Origin of the sequence: Planococcus liqunii (assembly GCF_030413595.1) — a bacterium.
Taxonomy (GTDB): domain Bacteria; phylum Bacillota; class Bacilli; order Bacillales_A; family Planococcaceae; genus Planococcus; species Planococcus liqunii.
The window spans coordinates 1,126,860-1,145,325 of record NZ_CP129238.1 but is presented as its reverse complement, the minus strand read 5'-3'; the positions used below and the strand labels follow the sequence as shown (position 1 = coordinate 1,145,325).

Sequence of the window (18,466 nt, the reverse complement as noted above, 5' to 3'; positions counted from 1 at the left end):
GAGGGTCGTTTCACTTTGTTTACAAGACTTGGAGGCGGGAAACTTTATGGAGCTCTATACAAATTTGCGCAAAGGGGAAAAAGGCGCCTGGATCAGCATCGGCGCCTATGTCTTCCTCAGCGCATTAAAGCTCTCTTTCGGGTATGCCGGCTCTTCAGAAGCACTGAAGGCGGACGGACTGAACAACTTAACAGATATTATTGCATCGGTGGCCGTATTGATCGGATTGCGGATTTCGCAAAAACCGCCTGACGAAAACCACCATTATGGCCATTTGCGGGCAGAAACAATCGCTTCCCTGCTTGCCTCGTTCATCATGGCCATTATCGGGCTGCAAGTGCTTTTGGGGGCTGTACGCAATTTCTTCTCCCCTGCAGAAGCTGCACCTTCCCTTTATACAGCAGGGATCGCCTTTTTCAGTGCTTTGGTGATGTACTTTGTGTACCGCTACAATATGAAGCTCAGCCGCCAGATAAAAAGTTCTGCCGTGCGGGCTGCCGCCTACGACAACCGTTCGGATGCCTTGGTCAGTATTGGCGCCGGAATCGGAATTATTGGAGCGGTTCTTGGTGCTCCAATAATTGACGTGGTTACAGCGTTTATCGTCGGACTGATTATCATCAAAACAGCACTGGACATTTTTAAGGAAGCTGTTTTGACCTTGACCGATGGATTTAACGAAGAGGAAGTGGAAACGATGTCGGTGCTTGTGCGTAAAGTACCAGGCGTCAGCATCTTGCGGGACTTTAAAGGCCGCAATCACGGCAATGTCATGTTCATTGATTTGACTATAGGCGTCAATCCTTCCTTGAATGTGATTGAGAGCCATTGGATAACCGAAGAAATTGAACGAAAAATCCAAAAAGTGAAACCGAATTGCGTCGTACTCGTACATATAGAACCGGACTATCAAAATCCAGACTGGTCCGATTAATGGTTTAAGGAGACTTGGAATATGTATGATTTTGTCGACCAGAAGAAAATCATTTACATCACCTTCGCCATCATCTTATTGATTTCTTCTCTTTTTGCACCAGTTGCCATTTTCTATCCCTTAAAGGTCATTTTTATCACACCGGAGGCCATTGCTATCGGAACTTCTTATATTTCGCTCATCACTGGCGGCATTGGCATTGCGCTGATTGCTGCAGGCTTGTTCGCTTTGGCGCTCATCGAAATGCGGATGAAGAAGTATCTGGCTGCCGCTATTTTGTTTGTGGCCGGCAGTGCCGGTATGTGGTTGTCGCTTAGTGACTATTACTATATGACAACGGATGAATTCATTTACAACGGGCCATTTTCTATTTCTTCCGAAAGCTACAAATGGGAAGACTTCGAGAAAATTGAAGAACGAATTGGAAAAGAAGACAACACGCAAACCGTCCAGTCTGTAGCTATGTATTTGAAAAATGGCAAAGTGATTGAAATGTCTTCTGGCAAAATTCTTGAAATGCGCGGCGATCTCGCCAGCCGGATCCAACAGGCCGGCGGACTATACGAACGCGTTGAGCTCGAACAATAAGGGCATGAAAAAAAGACTCCTGTGAAGGAGTCTTTTTTCTCAGACTGTAGACAAAGGCTAGATGAAATGTATAGCGATGCATAGAACCAACCGGATCGGCCACTTCGCTTTCCGTGGGATCAGTCGCGTTGCTCCTTCACTGCTCCCACAGGAGTCTACGTGTCCGGTACGGTTGGACGACTCTCTTTCTTCCGAAAGTGAACGATAAATCGGATGCTGTTCAACCAGCTAGCTCAAGAAGAAAAGCGATACTTTTGGGTAGACTCTACGCCAAGGATCCGGAGTGAAGGCCGGCGACTCCTGCGGGACAGCGAAGTGCCGAAATCCACTCGGGACGCTAGTTCCGAGTTAGTTCGGCGCGAGCCCGCGGAACGCGTCCGGCTGTAACGGAGGATTCGGTATTTTCTCTCCAGTCGTAGGTTTATTCAGCTATCATGTGTAAAAATTCTTTTATCTACAAGCTCTGAAAAAAGACTCCTATGAAGGAGTCTTTTTCTGTTTTATCGAGTTGCTGTGCCTGTTGTATCATGCTTTTCAGGGAAGACGCTGCGGTCAAGGTATTTGTGGAAGAACCATTCTCCGCCGCCAATAACAATGGCAGAAATGATTGCCGGAGTGATAATATCGACATTGCTGCCGACAAGTGCATCCCCCATTAGCCAAATAACCAGGAACGCTACGACAATATCAGATACAGTAGCAATGGCATTGCGCTTGTTCTGGTCTGAACGATTTCCTGCTTTTCGGAAAATCATCAAATCGCCCATTACGTATGCAACTAAAGTTAACACTAGGCTAATCCATAAGGTGTCAGCAAAAGGAACATCAAACAGTAAAGTGAGAATAATAAGTAAGACTGCTGCAATCATAACGAACTTCATGACCAATGCTTTTACGTGATTCATTTTCCATGCCTCCTTTATTCGTTGTTATTGATTTTTTACCCACTCTTATTTTTTTTAATCATATTCCTGAAATTTTTCTTGACTTTTTCGAATAATTAGTTTTCAATCCGGCTTTTGCAGCAAAACGGACTCATGGCCTGTGATTTCAGCGAGCTCATCCACTTTCTTTTGCAGGAAATCCCGGTCGAGGGTTTTCAATTCCCCATCATTAATGGCTTCCAATAAATAGAGCTGTATTTTCCAAATTGTATCGTACCGCAATGCAGGAGCTAAAGCGGCTGTGACAATCAATGCATCCGTCATAGAAGAATGAACCGAAACGTCTTTCTTGCTGTGGTAGGATATCTGATAAAATGTTTTGTACAAAATATCGCTGTACGATTCAAAACGGTAAAGCAGCCGGTTATTGCCTCTTTCATCCGTTAAAACCAAACCATCCGTCTTCAAATGGCTCATTTCGCCAAGCAAATGGCCCAGCCGGACTAAAATATCTTTTGCTGTATTTGGATCTTGTCTTCCAGGTGAAGTAGCCCGTACGGCCACTTCTGTAATTTTTTGTATGGCATATCCCAGGTCCTGGTCTGCCGTCCGCTCATCGCCGATGGTTATATAGTCGGCAAAAGGCAAATCCATTTTTTGATCAGAATAAAGGTGCAAAACCGGTTTTCCTTCATAGACATAATCGCCAATTTTACTAATAACTTCGATTGCGCCATCGTTTTTTTCAGCCAGCTCCATCAAACCGGATAAACCAATAAATTGGATATATCCGGCACGCGTCGCTCCAACTGTTTCTTTCGGATTCCAGGGTCGCCAATTCTCCTCCGACACATGCTTCTGTTCGTAAAGCTCCAAGTATTGGGCAATTACTTGTTCTGCATCCGCTGTCAGTTTATTCGTTAAAGTGCTGACTTGGACATTTGAAGCCACAAAGTGAATGTAATAAGCAAAGGTCGCAATACAGAAAAAGACGATCAGTATGCCGGCGGTTGTGGAAAGGACTTCATGGTCAAACACATCTTCCTGCATATAAAGAAGCGACAGCATGTTAAAGATAAATCCCCCGACAAAAATACCGAGGACATGCCGGGTAGTAGCGCTCTGAATAAAATTTTCAGGAGCGCGAGGAGAAAATTGAGAAGTATACATCGTCAAGACGACGAGCACAGTAGAAAACGTAAACGTGGTCATCGTCAGCATCGCTGCTGTTAAAATTCCGAGGATTGTTTGCCCTTCAGCTACTTTTGTCAGGAATATAGAGGGAATTCGATCAATAAACCGCTCTACCAAATACAAGTCGGCGTAGAAAGTGGCCAGCGATAATAGAATCGCTGCAACGCTGTACATGGCCGGTACGATCCAGATTTTTTCTTTTAGAAGATAGGAAACAGGCTTCAACCAGACCCCTTCTTTCTTTATCGGATAGCCTACTTTTCCCACTCTTCCTAATCAGCAAACGCGGATATAAAAAAGACCGAAATAGCATCCGGTCTTTACTCTTCAATGGCTAATGGGATTTCTTTAACGCCTCGGACGATCATGCCCGGCCGCCAAACCAATTCGCTTTCATCCACTGCCAATCTCATTTTCGGAAAACGCTCCAGCAAACTGGAAATGGCGATTTCCCCTTCGAGCCGGGCAAGCGGTGCCCCCAAGCAAAAATGGATGCCCATGCCAAAAGCTAAATGCGGGCTTTTTTCCCGGGTAATATCAAAAACTTCTGGGTCGTTGAATTTTTCAGGATCATGGTTTGCCGCATTCAGCGACACCACCACCAAATCGCCTCTTTGGAACTGCTTGCCTTTGAATTCGATGTCTTCACTTGCCCAGCGGGACGTGCTGAATTCAACCGGTCCGTTATACCGAAGCGACTCTTCAATCGCTTGTGAAATCAGTTCCGCCTGCTCTCTGAGCTTTTGCTGCTGCTCTGGATGTGCCAGCAGTGCCAGTACTGTATTGCCGATCAAATTGACGGTTGTTTCATGCCCTGCAATTATCAGAAGCGAGACGACACCATACAATTCCTTTTGCGTCAGCCGGTCCCCTTCTTCTTCGGCTATAATCAAATTGCTGATCAAATCATCTCCGGGCTGCTCATGCACTTTCGCAAACCATTCGCCTAAGTATTGGATAAACTGCGTCATATGTTCGTAAACACTAACCCCTATTTCTCCGCTTGTGCCTTCAATCAACGAATTCGACCAAAGGCGGAACTTGTCGCGGTCTTCTACCGGCACGCCCAAAATTTCGCAAATAACACTAATCGGCAATGGAAACGCAAAATCGTCAATTAAATTGATGGTTTTTTTGTTCTCCATCTCATGCAGCAATTCATCGGCAATTTCCTGAATCCGGTCTCGCATCCCTGAAATCATTTTAGGGGTGAACGCTTTTTGTGCCAACCCGCGTAATCGCTTATGGTCCGGCGGATCGGAAAACAGCATATTCTGTGTAAAAACAGACATCTGGTCCATCGTCCCGCCAAACAGCTTCGAATAGTCTTTGATAAAACGCTGATCTTTTAATACAGCAGCCGCGTCTTCATAATTCGTAATCAGCCAGCCTTTCTGACCGTCCGGAAACCTCACTTGGTGAACGGGATCCATTTCGCGCAGTTTTGCATAAGTAGGGTAAGGGTCTTGAATGAACTTCTCTGTGAACAACTGGGCTTCTCCGGAATTGAATGTATTCATCGCTACTCCTCCTTTTTCTTACATATACCCGCACTTGCTTGTTTTTGTCTCGTTCAATATGCTTAAATTTCCATTTATGTTGAACAAATGATTTCACCTTATGATTACCTGCAAACAAATGATTAAATCCGCATAATGTTCGACTGACCCAAAATAAAAAAGGGCTGAATTTCAGCCCTTTCCTTTACACCGCTACAGTTTCTGCAGCAAACAGTTTTTTCGGATTTTCCATAAACATTTTATCGAGCTGCTCATCGGTCACGCCTGCTTTTTGGAGTTCGGGAATCACTGTTTCAAACAAATGCGTTGGATGCCAGTTTGCGATTGCGCCCAGCGCCGCATCTGGAATGACCGGCGGCCGGCCCAGCCACATGCTAATGGAATCATGTGAAAGCATAATTTGGTCTTCGTATCCCAAAGCCAGCAGCTCAAGCAACGTGGCAATCCGCTGATGGTCAAAAGGAGCTCCAACCATCCCTTGCAAACCAAATCGGTCAAAAGCGATGTTCACGCCGGTTTCAAGGGTCCGCTTATGGTAAGCCGGATCCGTATTGCCGCACATATGGCCAATGACGATGCCTGCAGGGTTCGCACCGAGCTCTAAAAGAAGCTGCGCCTGTTCCGGCCCCATCGTGCCTTCCTGGGTATGCGTCAATAACGTGATGCCGGTTTCTCTTTGGGCTTGCGCTGCAGCTCTAAAGAACATTTTTTCATAATCCGTGATGATGTCTTTACTGGAAGCCAGTTTGATGATGCCGGGTTTGATATTCGTTCCACCAATGCCTTCTTTGATTTCCGCTGAGAACATTTCACCGATTTCCTGTTCAGCAGTGCCAAGAGACGCCCGGAACTTAAAATAAGGAGTAGCCCCTTCCCCTTCGTAATAATAGCCGGTCGCGCAAATAATCTGCAGTCCGCTCTTTTCGGAAATTTCTTTTAAGACTTCCGGGTCCCGGCCGCATTCATTCGGCGTCGGATCGACGACCGTCTGCACACCATGAGCCATCATCTTTTTCGCGGCCTGCACGCCGGCTTCCACGGCAGCTTCCCGGTTGAACGGCCCAAGAGTTACGTCTCCATGAAATCCAGGGTAGCCGAAAATGAAATGTTCGTGAATCAAGGTCTTTCCCATCGCTTCGGGAGCAATGGGTCCGGTTACCGTTTCTACTTGTTTTGCCATCTACAAAACCTCCTCGGATTTTTGTCTTTCTTCTTCCTGCAGTTTGCGCCATAGAATTTTTCCGCTGCTGGTTGTGGGAAACGATTTCCGGAACTCAATGACACGTGGATATTTATAGGCTGCCATTTCATTTTTCGCCCATTCGATGATTTCTTCTTCCGAAACCGTTTTTTCCTGCCCGTCATTTAAAATGACAAAAGCTTTGACCGTTTCGCCTCTCCGCGCATCGGGAATTCCGACGACGCATGCCTGTTGGATGGCCGGATGCTTATAAAGCAGCGATTCGACTTCGGTCGGCCAGACTTTAAAGCCGGCAGCATTGATCATCCGCTTAACCCGGTCGACCATAAAGTAATACCCTTCTTCATCGCGTCTGGCAATATCACCTGTCCGGAAGAACGAAAGCCCCTCCAGTTCAACAAAAGAATTCCGATTATCATCGTCGCGGTTGTAATAGCCGGCAAATACCTGCGGACCGCGGATAACCAGTTCCCCTTCCTTCCCCGCTTCCAATTCTTTGCCCGTGGAAGGATCAATGATCCGTGCATCCACATCAAACGAAGGAATCCCCAGGCACTGCAGCTTCGGCCGGTCCGGCGGATTGAAATGGGTTTGGGAAATCGTTTCCGATAAGCCGTAGCCTTCCACGTATTTCAAGCCAATCGTTTTGGTCAATTTTTCACCGACTGCTGCCGGCAGCGGCGCGCCGCCTCCTCCAATCACCTGAAGAGAAGAAAGCTTATATTTTTCCAAACGTGGATTCGACAAGAAATCAATGATCATCGTACTGATGTTGATCCAATGTGTGCATTGATAAGCTTCAATCGCCTTAGCCGCATACTCACGATCCCACCGTGTCATCATCACCATGGCGGCTCCGGCGTAAATCGGCATGTGCATACTGTGGACCATTCCGGTTACATGAAAAAGCGGCAAAGTGGCCAAAACAACCGCATCAGACGTAACATTCATCCAGTGGAACGTCCCCACCGTATTCGCTTGCACGGACCGGTTTGTATGGATACAGCCTTTCGGCAAACCGGTTGTTCCTGAAGTATATGGCATCACCGCAATATCGGACGTTTCTCCCGAGTATTCGGAAGGTTCATGCCCTGCTTCAACTGCCTGCTTCCAAGACACTGCACGGGCAAACCTCCGGACGGCTTCCTCAACAACCGGCGGACGATTGCCGATTCCGTCTTGTGCACCGGCGTACTCGGAATAAGCCGCCGTTATAACCGATTCAAGCATAGCTGATCCTTTCAGTTCTTCAATTCTTCCGTACAGCTCTTGGCCGACAATGCCACAGCGGATTTCGCCGTCCTGGATGTAAAACGCCAGTTCTTCTGCCGTATTCATAGGATTGACCGGCACTACAATGGCCCTCATTCTTAGAATGGCGTAATAGCTAATCAGGAATTGAGGCGAATTCTGCATAAACAGCAGCACCCGTTCCCCTTTCGAAACGTCCATCTCCTTCTCCAAATAACCAGCCAGCGCATCAATTTCTTCTTTTAATTGCACATACGTATACTCCGCACCGTAATAATATAAGGCGGTTTTCTGTGGATACTTTTTGGTGGACATAGCGAAATTGTCGTATAAAGTGGTTTCAGGAACAGTTAAAGTTTTCGATACTCGACTTGGCCAAAATTTATAATGGGTAGTGTCCATTCCGTTTCTCCCTTCGGCGATTTTCAAGCCATTCTTACAGAACTTCCTGCTTCTTCTTGAAATCCGGTTTCCGTTTTTCTTTGAACGCCAAGACGCCTTCTAGGTGATCATCGGTTGTCACCAGCATGGCCTGCGTGATTCTTTCCTGTTCCAAAATTTCCGGGAGGCCAGCCGTGCTTGCCTGGTCGGCAATCTTTTTCATCAGCCCAAATGTCCGGGACGGACCGGCTGCCAAGCGGGCAGCAAGCCCGAAAGCTCCCTGTTCCAGTTCCGCAAGCGGATATAAGTGGTTAACGATTCCCCATTCTTTCGCTCGTTCAGCTGTAATCGGCTCCGCACTAAAGAACAGTTCTTTTGCCCGGTATGGTCCAACCAATCGCGTCAGGAAATAAAGGCCGCCTCCATCGGAAATCAGCCCAACCTGTGCAAAGCTCATGACAAATTTGCTGTCTTCCGCTGCCACTATCAAATCGCTGGCGAGCGCCAAATTAAATGCCGCTCCTGCTGCAAAACCGTGGACTGCTGCAATGATTGGTTTTTCAAGCGCACGCATTGCCAGTACCAGTTCGTTTAGTTTGCCGATATGGTCATACGTTTCCGAAGGACCGGCTTGGCCCATCGTCTTCACATCGCCTCCCGCTGAGAATGAGCGTCCGGCTCCTGACAAGATCACAGCCCCGACTTCCGGATTGCTTCCGGCAGCCTTGATTTCTTCGGTTAAGCGCAAAATCATTTCCGGGCTGAACGCATTCAGGCTTTCCGGCCGGTTCAGCTGCAGCGACAAGACCCCATCCGTCAGTTTGACAATAACGTGTTCTTTTTCCATACCAATTCCCCCTTGTTTTTAATCGATGACGAGCTTTCCGTTCTTTAACCACGGAACATGCGAAATCTTTGAAGCTTCTGCCACAAAATCGATTTCTTCTTCAAATCCGAGACTCATCAACATTTCACCGACACGCGACTGCTTCAATAATTCTCTGCTGTTGCTTTTGCTGGTTTCATAGAAAATGCGGGCCGCTTTTGCGGAATCCGTCAGTTCCCAATGCGTAGTTTGCCGCATCAGGCAATCGACAAAATAACCGGCCCCGAAAAAATCTTCCAGGCAAAACTCGCCGCCGGATCCCGAGCAAACAGCGACAATCGTTTCTTCCTGGTGCTCAGCGGCAATTTTATCGGCTACAGCGCTGCCGTTCAATAATGAAGCGGTATAGACTTTATTGGCACCGGCTGCTTTTCGTATAGCTACGGTACCATTGGTTGTCGACAAAACAACCGTTTTTCCGGCAATCTGCTTTTTCAATTGCAATGGGTTCGGGTCAAGAAATCCTTCAATCGTCTTTCCGTTGTATTCTCCTACTAAGCAAAAGCTGTCGATTTCCCGTCCTACCGCCTGTTTTCTCGCTTCGTCGCCGTCCAGCACCGGAATCACTTCCTTAGCGCCATGCCAAAAACAGGCGGCTATTGTAGATGTGGCCAGCAGCACATCAAAAATAACGGCTGTCTTGTCCTCCTGCATCCGCGCTTCGTCAATTTCTTCTTTTTTCAATAAGAGATGGAGTTTCGGCACACGTGCACACCCTTCCAAAATTCGGTAAAAAAAGGGAACAGCAAGAGGCGTCAGGCTGTTCCTTTCATAAAGCTTATTCTTTGGCTGCCGCTTCATCACGAAGTGCCCGCCGCAGAATTTTCCCTACGTTTGTTTTGGGAAGTTCCGTACGGAATTCGATGATTCTCGGCACTTTATAGGCAGCCATTTTCTCTTTGGACCATTGGATCAGTTCTTCTTCAGCCACTTCCTGCCCATTTTTTTTGACAATGATGGCTTTTACGCTTTCTCCCCGGTAAGGATCGGCGACACCAATCGCCACCGCTTCTTGGACCGCGGGATGCTCGTATAAAATTTCCTCGATGTCGCGCGGATAGACATTGTAGCCGCTTGAAATGATCAGGTCTTTCTTGCGGTCGACAATGTAAATATAGCCGTCTTCATCCATCCGTGCGATGTCGCCGGTAAAGAGCCAACCGTCCCGTAGCGCATTTTCCGTCTCTTCCGGCATGTTCCAGTAGCCTTTCATGACTTGCGGGCCGCGGATGATCAATTCCCCTTTTTCGCCAACTGGAACTTCTTCTGTCCCGGTGGCCAAATCTACTACTTTGTATTCGGTCGAAGGGAATCCGATGCCGATGCTTCCCGGCTTGCGCTCTGCAAACGGCGGATTGCAATGGGTCGTCGGAGCGGCTTCCGAGAGGCCATAGCCTTCCAAAATTTTCGCGCCGGTTTTCCGTTCAAATTCCTTCATCGTCTCCAGCGGCATCGGTGCACTGCCGCTATTGCAAATATGGATGCTGTCGATTCCGTATTTCTCTGCTTCCGGGTGATTGGTGATTGCAATGTACATCGTTGGCACGCCCGGGAATGTCGTCGGTTGTTCGCGCTTGATCGTCTCCAGCACTTCCTGCAGATCAAAACGCGGCAGCAAAATATTTTTGGAGCCATTCAATATCGACAGGTTCATGGCGGACGTCATGCCAAATACATGGAATAGCGGAATGACCGTCAAACAGCTTTCTTCCCCGAACGTCACTTCATTTTTAAAGAATTCCTGCGACTGATAAGCATTCACCACGATATTGCGGTGGGTAAGCATCGCCCCTTTGGATAGTCCAGTGGTGCCGCCGGTATATTGCAGGACCGCCACATCTTCAGCCGGGTCAACCGAAACTGGCTTTAGCTGCCCATCCCCTTTTTCTATAAATGCCTGAAACGAATAATCTTCTTCGAGTGGAGCCGGTTCTTCGGCAAAGCTCACGACAATAATGGTTTTTATCGAGGTATGTCCGGCAATCGCTTTGATGCGTGGGTAAAGCGGTTCATATACCACAACTGTTTCTGCTCCTGAGTCCTTGAAAATATGGATCAATTCGTTTTCCATCAGCATCGGATTGATTTGGGTAACCGTCGCTCCCGCCTTTAAAACACCGAAATACGAAATGACATACTGCGGGCAGTTAGGCAGCATGATTGCAACCCGGTCATCTTTTTCCACGCCGGAGCCTTGAAGCGATGAAGCAAAAACTGTTGATAAAACATGCAATTCCTTAAAGCTGATTTCCTTCTGATAGAATTTAAGCGCTGTGTGGCCCGGTATTTTCGCTGTTGTTTCCGCTAAAATTTCCGGCATCGTCTTGTTTTGAAATTCCATTGCAGACTGGATATCCTGCGGGTAATGCTTGGACGCAATCTCGTTCATTGTCATCTACTTTCCCCCAATGTGTTTTAATGGCAGGCTTTGTTTAGCGTGTTTCTAAAGCGGAGAAGCTGTCTGTCGCTTTTTCGGATTGAGCATATTTCTTTAATTCCAGGCGGGCAATCTGGTTGCGGTGAACTTCATCCGGACCGTCGGCTAAGCGCAGCGTCCGTGAATTCGCCCACTGGGCAGCCAATGTGAAATCATCGCTGACTCCCGCTGCGCCGAAGGCCTGAATCGCCCGGTCAATGACGCGCAGGGCCATATTCGGCGCTGTAACTTTGATCATTGCAATTTCGGCTTTCGCTTCTTTATTGCCGCTTGTATCCATCATATAAGCGGCTTTTAGCGTCAACAAACGGGCTTGTTCGATTTCAATCCGCGAATCGGCAATCCATTCGCGGACGACCCCTTGGTTAGCGAGCGGCTTTCCAAACGGCTCACGGCTTTGGACGCGTTTGCACATTTCTTCAAGCGCACGTTCCGCTGCACCGATCAAGCGCATGCAATGGTGGATGCGGCCAGGGCCCAGACGGCCTTGCGCAATCGCAAACCCTTTTCCTTCATCCCAAATCATGTTGCTAGCAGGCACCCGTACGTTATCGAACGTGATTTCAGCGTGGCCGTGCGGCGCGTGATCATATCCGAATACTGACAACAGTCGTTCGATTTTTACACCCGGTGTGTCGAGCGGCACCAGAATCATGGATTGCTGCTCGTATTTCGGGCCGTCTGGATCCGTTTTCCCCATGACAATGGAAATTTTGCAGCGTGGATCCCCTGCGCCCGATGACCACCATTTGCGGCCGTTGATGACGTAGTCATCGCCGTCCCTAACAATTGACGCTTCAATATTCGTCGCATCGCTCGACGCCACATCCGGTTCCGTCATGGAGAAGCATGAACGGATTTCTCCGGCAAGGAGCGGCTTTAGCCATTTCTCTTTTTGCTCTTCCATGCCGTAGCGGACGAGCACTTCCATATTGCCGGTATCCGGTGCGTTGCAATTAAACACTTCCGGACCGATCAGCGACCTGCCCATGATTTCACATAACGGCGCATATTCCTGATTGGTCAGCCCTGCTCCGTACTCACTTTCCGGCAGAAATAAATTCCACAGCCCCGCTTCTCTCGCTTTTTGTTTTAGCTCCTCCATAATCGGAGGCACTTGTGACCAGCGGTTCTCCTGAGCATTCAATTGTTCTTCAAATAGTTTTTCGTTCGGGTATACGTGTTCCTCCATAAATAAAGTTAATTGTTCCTGCAGTTTTGCGGTCTTGTCTGAATACGAAAAATCCATTTTCCTTTTTCCACCTTTCTGGTACTAACCGGTTGGTATGTTCAGAATATTAACTTAATGTTAGCGCTTCCAAATTATAAATGCAAGTCCTCTTTAATTTTTTATGGGCATTCTCCTGTAATTTTTTCCACAAAAAAAAGCCACGGATCCGTGGCTCTCTTCTGCTATTAAGGCGCATCGCCGTCTTGTTTTTCTTCATTTGTGTCATCTTCCAGCTCTTCTTCTGTATCTGTCCCAATATCTGAATCCTGCTCGTCTTCGTCTGTTGCCGGATCTTCCACTTCAATATTGTCATCGTCTCCATCGCCGCTGCCGCAGGCCCCCAGCATGCTCGCAGATAGTACCGCTGCTGCGCCGAGCTTCCACCATTTAGATTCAACCATATGAGTCCCTCCTTTAAAAATTACCAATATGCCGTTCGCATTCTGTTGTTCTATTCCCTTTTCTCTGAAGAAACTAACAAAAATCCTGAATGATTGGATAAGTTTTTATTTTCGGATAAAAAAACCTTGACCCCTCTTTCTGCTTGCAGTATCTTTAAAGTAACTTGAAGAAAGAGGTGAGGCATTATGGCTATTTTATTTTTGAATACGCAAATCCAATCCATGATGTCCCGCTCCGTGTATCGCTGACGATACGCTTCTTCCATTATGCCCGGGAACCATGGATTGCGATTTGCGCGCATCCATGGTTTTTTATTTTGCATAAATAGGAGGAACTTACATTGAATTGGATCGAACAATACGGCTGGAATACAGCTTGGCAAGAAAAAATCGGCGCCGCCGGCATTCCGGGGCGCATTACACTCGAACATAAAAATATATACCGGGTTGTGACAAACAGCGGCGAATGGCTGAGCACGCTTTCCGGCAAATACCGGCACGAGCATTTGCACAGCGAATTTCCGGCAGTGGGCGACTGGGTCATGGTCGAACAAATGCCCGGAGAAGAAAAAGGGATCATCCATCAAGTGCTCCCCCGCTCTTCCCAATTTTCGCGAAAAGCAGCGGGCGATACTTCCGAAATCCAATTGATCGCGGTGAACGTCGACTATGTCTTCCTCGTCATGTCGCTGAATCATGACTTCAATGTCCGACGTTTGGAGCGCTACTTAATCGCTGCTTGGGATTCAGGTGCCAATCCGGTGATTGTGCTGACGAAGAAGGATCAATGCGAGAATTTGGAACCTTTTCTGCAGGAAGTGGAATCGGTTGCATTCGGTTTGCCGGTATATCCGGTATCGAGCGTTACCGGTGAAGGCATTGAAAACTTGCAAAACCTGCTTACACCGAATAAGACCGGAGCACTCCTTGGTTCTTCCGGCGTTGGAAAATCTTCTCTCATCAACGCTTTGTCCGGCAGTGAATTGATGGCTGTCCAGGACATCCGGGAAGACGACAGCAAAGGCCGCCATACGACCACGCACCGTGAACTGGTCCGGCTGCCTGGGGGCGGTTTGTTGATCGACACGCCGGGCATGCGTGAATTTCAGCTTGGCGATTATGAAGAAGGCATCGAAAGCGGTTTTTCCGATGTCGAGCAGCTTGCCGATCATTGCCGGTTCCGGGACTGCCAGCATGGCAACGAACCGGGCTGCCGCGTCCAGGAAGCGCTTTTGACAGGCGAATTGCAGCGGGACCGCTACAGAAGTTACTTGAAACTAAAGCGCGAACTGGCGCATATGGAACGAAAAAGCGATGCGGCCGCCCAAAAGGCAGAGCGCAGCAAGTGGAAGCAAATTACGAAGGATTCCAGAAAACGGCCGGTCAAGAAACGATAAAAGAACGAATAAAAGCAGGCGCCTACGAATTTTTGTAGGTGCCTGCTTTTTAATTTTTAAGCTTCAGTCAACCCGTGCTTGACCGCATAAAGCGCGGCTTGCGTCCGGTCCTGAACTTCCAGTTTGGCAAAAATATTGGAAATATGCGTCTTGACCGTTTTTTCGGTGACAAATAAAGCGGATGCAATTTCACGGTTGCTTTTGCCTTTTGTCAGTTCCGCCAACACTTCCTTCTCGCGCGGCGTCAACAGATTCACAGTATGCGGCGCCGGTTCAGCCGGCCCTTTTAATAATTCCGAATTGGCTTTCGGATGCACAGTATTTTCGCCGCGCATCAAACTGCGGAGCGACGCCACCAGTTCATCCGGTTCGATGTCTTTCAACTGGTAGCCGGCTGCCCCCGCTTCCATTGCCGGCACCACATGATCGCGGTCCGAGAAACTGGTCAGCATCAAGACGATGATTTCCGGATATAGTTCTTTAATTTCCCGTGTGGCTTCTATGCCGTCCATGACTGGCATAACCAAATCCATCAAGACGAGATCCGGCTGAAGTTTTCCGGCCATCTCCACCGCTTCTTTGCCGTTTACTGCTTCCCCGACGACTTCAATGTCTTTTTGCGTCTTTAGAAAAAACAGCAAGCCGCGACGAACCACATGATGATCATCGGCAATCAACACTTTCACCATGCCTACCACTCCTTAATCTAGTACGGTATTCGAACAAGAATTTCCGTTCCTTTTCCAATTTCGCTCGACCAGTCGACGGTCCCGCCTTCGGCCTGCGCCCGTTCCCGCATGCTTTGAATGCCGATGGAAGGTATGTAGAGCCGCTCATCCAGCAAAAACCCCCGGCCTTCGTCTTTAATCACCAATAGCACATCAGAAGAAGTGACCGACATGAACAACTCGACTTTGTTGACGCCTGCATGCTTCCGGATGTTATTCAAGGCTTCCTGGGCAATGCGGAACAGCGTCTCTTCGGCGCGCGAAGGCAATTGAATGACGCCTGTCACTTTCACTTCTGTCGTCAAACCGAGCATTTCGGCGTAGCCTTTAATGGCTTCCAGCAATCCGCTCTCCAGCCCTTTTGGCCGCAGCTGCCAAATAAGCGCACGCATTTCATTCAGCGCTTCCTGGGTTAAATGCTGGATGTCGCGGAACGTTTCCTGCACTTCCGGCTCGGCAGACATTTCACTGCCGCCTCTTGCCGTAAGCGTAACAGAAAACAGCAGCTGATTGACCGAATCATGCAAATCCCGCGCCAACCGGTTGCGTTCTTTTACCAGCGCCAATTCCTGTTCCTGCTTCGTCAGCACGATGCGCTTGATTGCCGAACCGATTTGAAACGCCACGGATTCGAGCAGCGCCAATTCATCTGCTGAAAATCCCGTTCTCTCCGGGGCGGCAATGTTCAGCAGGCCGAATTTCTCTGTCCCCGACTGCAGCGGCACAGTCGCATGATGGGTGATGCCTCCGGAACCCTTCGTTTTTGTGGTTCGGGCATTTTCAATCCGCTGGCAGGCAATGATATTGGAAGCTTTTTTCAAATCGCCGTCGTGATATCGTTTAACGCACCAGCAACCGCCTTTTTGGAGATGCCGGCAGCCGTTCGCTTTTAAGGCTTCAGGAAGATTCGCTTGGGCCACCAATTTGTGTTTGCCTTTTTCGTCGATGAAAAAAATCCAGGCGGTTTCAAAATTGGAGCCATTCAATAATTTCCAGATGGCCCCTTCCAGCATCCGGTCCATATCCGTTTCCTCATTCAGCAATTCCGCAATTTCTTTCAATAAAATCACATTGGAATGTTCATCCAATACCATTCTTGCCCCTCCCATCGCCATTAGTTCTACCATACACGTTTTCATCCGGCTTTCGCCTCGTCCTTTTGAATGAAAAAGCTCCCTGTAAAGGGAGCTTAGACTGAAGAAAAAGTTTAAATGAAATGAATACAAATGCATAAACCCAACCGGACCGGCCACTTCGCTTTCCGTGGGCTCAGCCTCAGCCTCCTCGTCGCTCTGCTCCTGCGGGGTCTTCAGCTTTCACTGGTCCCACAGGAGTCTTCGTGGCCGAACCGGTTGGGGCGTCTCTCTTTGATTCGATAGTTAATGGTAATCGGATTGAAGTTTAAACAGACATTCCTAAGAGGTAAAGCGACACATCCAGATAACCTTCATGTTAAGGGTCCGGAGTGGAAGCCGGCGACTCCAGCGGGGCAGCGTAGCGACGAAGTGCCGAAATCCACTTGGGACGCAAGTTCCGAGTTAGTTCGGCACAAGCCCGCGGAACGCGTCCGGCTGTAACAGAGGATCCGCCATGTCCTGTTGCATTTTCATTCATCTCTCAAACATAAAAAGTCTTTTGTCTATAAACTCAGCTCCCTGTACAGAGAGCTCTTGTCATCTTCTGTTCATTTCATCCAGGAACGATTCTTTGATCAGTTCCAGCTTCTCGTCGCTTTCCTGTTCCGTATCGGCGAAGACTCCGAAATAATATTTCACTTTCGGCTCCGTTCCGCTCGGGCGCAGGCACACCCACGATCCGTCTTTCAGGAAATACTTGATGACGTTCGCTTGCGGCAATTCGATTTTTTCATCAGTGTTCATATCCACAAAAACCCGTTTTTGCGTTTCGTAATCTTCGATGGAAACGACCGGGATGCCTGCAATCGCTTGGAGCGGCTCTTCACGCATGCCCGCAAGCAATCCTTGGATTTCACGCGCACCATCTACGCCTTTTTTCGTCACTGAAACAAGCGCTTCCCGGTACCAGCCGAAACGGCCGTATAGATCGATAAGTACATCGTGCAGGCTTTGGCCTTGCGTTTTGTAATACGCAGCCGCTTCTACAAGCAACAAGACGGCCTGTACGGCATCTTTGTCCCGTGCAAAATCACGGATCAAGTAGCCGTAGCTTTCTTCATAGCCGAATAAAAACTCGAATTCTTTCTTCACATCGTTTTCTTTCAATTTTTCGCCGATGAATTTAAAACCGGTCAGCACATCGACACAGTCGACACCGTACGAATCGGCAATCACGCGGCCAAACTCAGAAGTTACAATCGTTTTGAAAATACGGCCATTTTCAGGCAACGTCCCTTTTTTCTGCTTTTGGCGCAGCACGTACTCAATCAGAATCGCGCCGGTTTGGTTGCCGGACAGCAGTTCATAATGGCTTCCGCTCCAAACCGCAATTCCAACACGGTCGCCGTCCGGGTCCACTGCGATCAGCAGATCGGCACCATTTTCCTTGCCGTAAACCTGTGCCATTTCAAAAGCCGATGCTTCTTCCGGATTCGGCGATTTTACGGTCGGGAACTCACCATCCGGTTCCATCTGTTCTTTAACGTAAGTGATGCCGTCATACCCTGCCGTTTCCAGCAGCCGTTTAACAGTAGCACCTGAAGCGCCATGAAGCGGCGTAAATACAGCAGAAATTGGTGAAGCCGATTGCTCCTGCACCGTCAAAGCGTTCGCGATATAAGCCTGGTCCATCTTCTCGTCGATTTTGACCAGCAAGCTTTCTTCGTACTGATTGTTGACGATATTCAGCTCATCTTCTACCCGGCTGACGTAGTCGATCACCCGGTCTGCATCTTCCAGATTCAGCTGGGCGCCGTCTTCGCCGTAGACTTTATAGCCATTGTATTCCGGCGGATTATGGCTTGCCGTAATGACAATCCCCATAAAGGCATTCAAATACCGGACACTGAACGACAATTGCGGAGTCGTCCGAGGACCGCTGTACAAATACGTGTGGATGCCGTTGGCAGCGAATGTACGGGCCGCTTCCAGCGCAAACTCAGGGGACATGCGCCGGCTGTCATAGGCAATCACCATTCCGCGCGCCATGGCCTGTTCGCCGTTTTCTTTGATGTAATCGGCGATTCCTTGCGAAGCTTTTCGGACTGTGTAGACATTCATGCGGTTTGTGCCCGGTCCAATTTCGCCGCGCATTCCGCCGGTACCAAACACCAAATCTTGATAAAATGCATCTTCCGCCAACTTTTCATCTTCTTGAAGCAGAATCAAACTCTGTTTTGTGTTTTCATCGAGATTGTCATGTTCCAACCACCGTTTGATACGTTCTTTCCATGTCATATACATCCCTCCATATCAATTAGTTTACCAAAAAAACCAAATAAAAGCCGCTTCCTTTT

Annotated in this window: 16 protein-coding genes; 3 read left to right on the top strand and 13 right to left on the bottom strand. The window is 48.3% G+C overall.

Annotated elements, in window-relative coordinates; genetic code table 11:
- The first annotated feature begins 46 nt into the window (after window positions 1-46).
- The gene (locus tag QWY22_RS05720) at window positions 47-934 is read left to right on the top strand and encodes a cation diffusion facilitator family transporter (protein ID WP_300983499.1); all 888 of its coding nucleotides are present in this window, start codon (window positions 47-49) and stop codon (window positions 932-934) included.
- A 21-nt stretch (window positions 935-955) separates the two neighbouring features.
- Window positions 956-1,522 (top strand): hypothetical protein, encoded by a 567-nt coding sequence (locus tag QWY22_RS05715; protein ID WP_300983498.1) that lies wholly within the window; start codon window positions 956-958, stop codon window positions 1,520-1,522.
- Window positions 1,523-2,022: 500 nt separating this feature from the next.
- Here QWY22_RS05715 and QWY22_RS05710 read toward each other — a convergent pair whose 3' ends face one another.
- From QWY22_RS05710 to QWY22_RS05665, 10 genes are all read right to left on the bottom strand, one after another.
- Window positions 2,023-2,427, bottom strand: coding sequence for a YndM family protein (locus tag QWY22_RS05710; RefSeq protein ID WP_300983496.1), 405 nt, complete (start codon window positions 2,425-2,427; stop codon window positions 2,023-2,025).
- A 102-nt stretch (window positions 2,428-2,529) separates the two neighbouring features.
- Window positions 2,530-3,825 carry a DUF2254 domain-containing protein gene (locus tag QWY22_RS05705; RefSeq protein WP_300983495.1) on the bottom strand — a complete coding sequence of 432 codons (1,296 nt, stop codon included), beginning with the start codon at window positions 3,823-3,825 and terminating at the stop codon, window positions 2,530-2,532.
- A 95-nt stretch (window positions 3,826-3,920) separates the two neighbouring features.
- On the bottom strand, window positions 3,921-5,120 hold the full coding sequence (locus QWY22_RS05700) for a cytochrome P450 family protein (protein WP_300983494.1): 1,200 nt from the start codon (window positions 5,118-5,120) through the stop codon (window positions 3,921-3,923).
- 184 nt (window positions 5,121-5,304) lie between these two features.
- Window positions 5,305-6,300 carry a phosphotriesterase family protein gene (locus QWY22_RS05695; RefSeq protein ID WP_300983493.1) on the bottom strand — a complete coding sequence of 332 codons (996 nt, stop codon included), beginning with the start codon at window positions 6,298-6,300 and terminating at the stop codon, window positions 5,305-5,307.
- Complete coding sequence (locus QWY22_RS05690) at window positions 6,301-7,974, bottom strand: long-chain fatty acid--CoA ligase (protein ID WP_300983492.1); 1,674 nt, start codon at window positions 7,972-7,974, stop codon at window positions 6,301-6,303.
- 34 nt (window positions 7,975-8,008) lie between these two features.
- Window positions 8,009-8,800 carry an enoyl-CoA hydratase/isomerase family protein gene (locus tag QWY22_RS05685; protein ID WP_300983491.1) on the bottom strand — a complete coding sequence of 264 codons (792 nt, stop codon included), beginning with the start codon at window positions 8,798-8,800 and terminating at the stop codon, window positions 8,009-8,011.
- Window positions 8,801-8,818: 18 nt separating this feature from the next.
- The gene (locus QWY22_RS05680) at window positions 8,819-9,544 is read right to left on the bottom strand and encodes a 2-phosphosulfolactate phosphatase (protein ID WP_300983490.1); all 726 of its coding nucleotides are present in this window, start codon (window positions 9,542-9,544) and stop codon (window positions 8,819-8,821) included.
- A gap of 73 nt (window positions 9,545-9,617) precedes the next feature.
- Window positions 9,618-11,228, bottom strand: coding sequence for a long-chain-fatty-acid--CoA ligase (locus tag QWY22_RS05675; RefSeq protein ID WP_300984340.1), 1,611 nt, complete (start codon window positions 11,226-11,228; stop codon window positions 9,618-9,620).
- Between the two features lie 43 nt (window positions 11,229-11,271).
- The gene (locus tag QWY22_RS05670; RefSeq protein WP_300983488.1) at window positions 11,272-12,525 is read right to left on the bottom strand and encodes an acyl-CoA dehydrogenase; all 1,254 of its coding nucleotides are present in this window, start codon (window positions 12,523-12,525) and stop codon (window positions 11,272-11,274) included.
- Between the two features lie 167 nt (window positions 12,526-12,692).
- Complete coding sequence (locus QWY22_RS05665) at window positions 12,693-12,908, bottom strand: hypothetical protein (protein ID WP_300983487.1); 216 nt, start codon at window positions 12,906-12,908, stop codon at window positions 12,693-12,695.
- Window positions 12,909-13,249: 341 nt separating this feature from the next.
- Between QWY22_RS05665 and rsgA the strand changes: the two genes are divergently transcribed.
- Window positions 13,250-14,305 (top strand): ribosome small subunit-dependent GTPase A, encoded by a 1,056-nt coding sequence (rsgA, locus tag QWY22_RS05660; RefSeq protein ID WP_300983486.1) that lies wholly within the window; start codon window positions 13,250-13,252, stop codon window positions 14,303-14,305.
- Window positions 14,306-14,361: 56 nt separating this feature from the next.
- Here the strand turns inward: rsgA and QWY22_RS05655 are convergent, their stop codons facing one another.
- The 3 genes from QWY22_RS05655 to QWY22_RS05645 form a co-directional block, all read right to left on the bottom strand.
- Entirely contained in the window at window positions 14,362-14,994 is a 633-nt protein-coding gene (locus tag QWY22_RS05655) for a response regulator (protein ID WP_300983485.1), read from the bottom strand.
- Between the two features lie 17 nt (window positions 14,995-15,011).
- Entirely contained in the window at window positions 15,012-16,127 is a 1,116-nt protein-coding gene (locus tag QWY22_RS05650; RefSeq protein ID WP_300984339.1) for a GAF domain-containing sensor histidine kinase, read from the bottom strand.
- A gap of 579 nt (window positions 16,128-16,706) precedes the next feature.
- Window positions 16,707-18,407 carry a phospho-sugar mutase gene (locus tag QWY22_RS05645; protein WP_300983484.1) on the bottom strand — a complete coding sequence of 567 codons (1,701 nt, stop codon included), beginning with the start codon at window positions 18,405-18,407 and terminating at the stop codon, window positions 16,707-16,709.
- Window positions 18,408-18,466 lie beyond the last annotated feature (59 nt).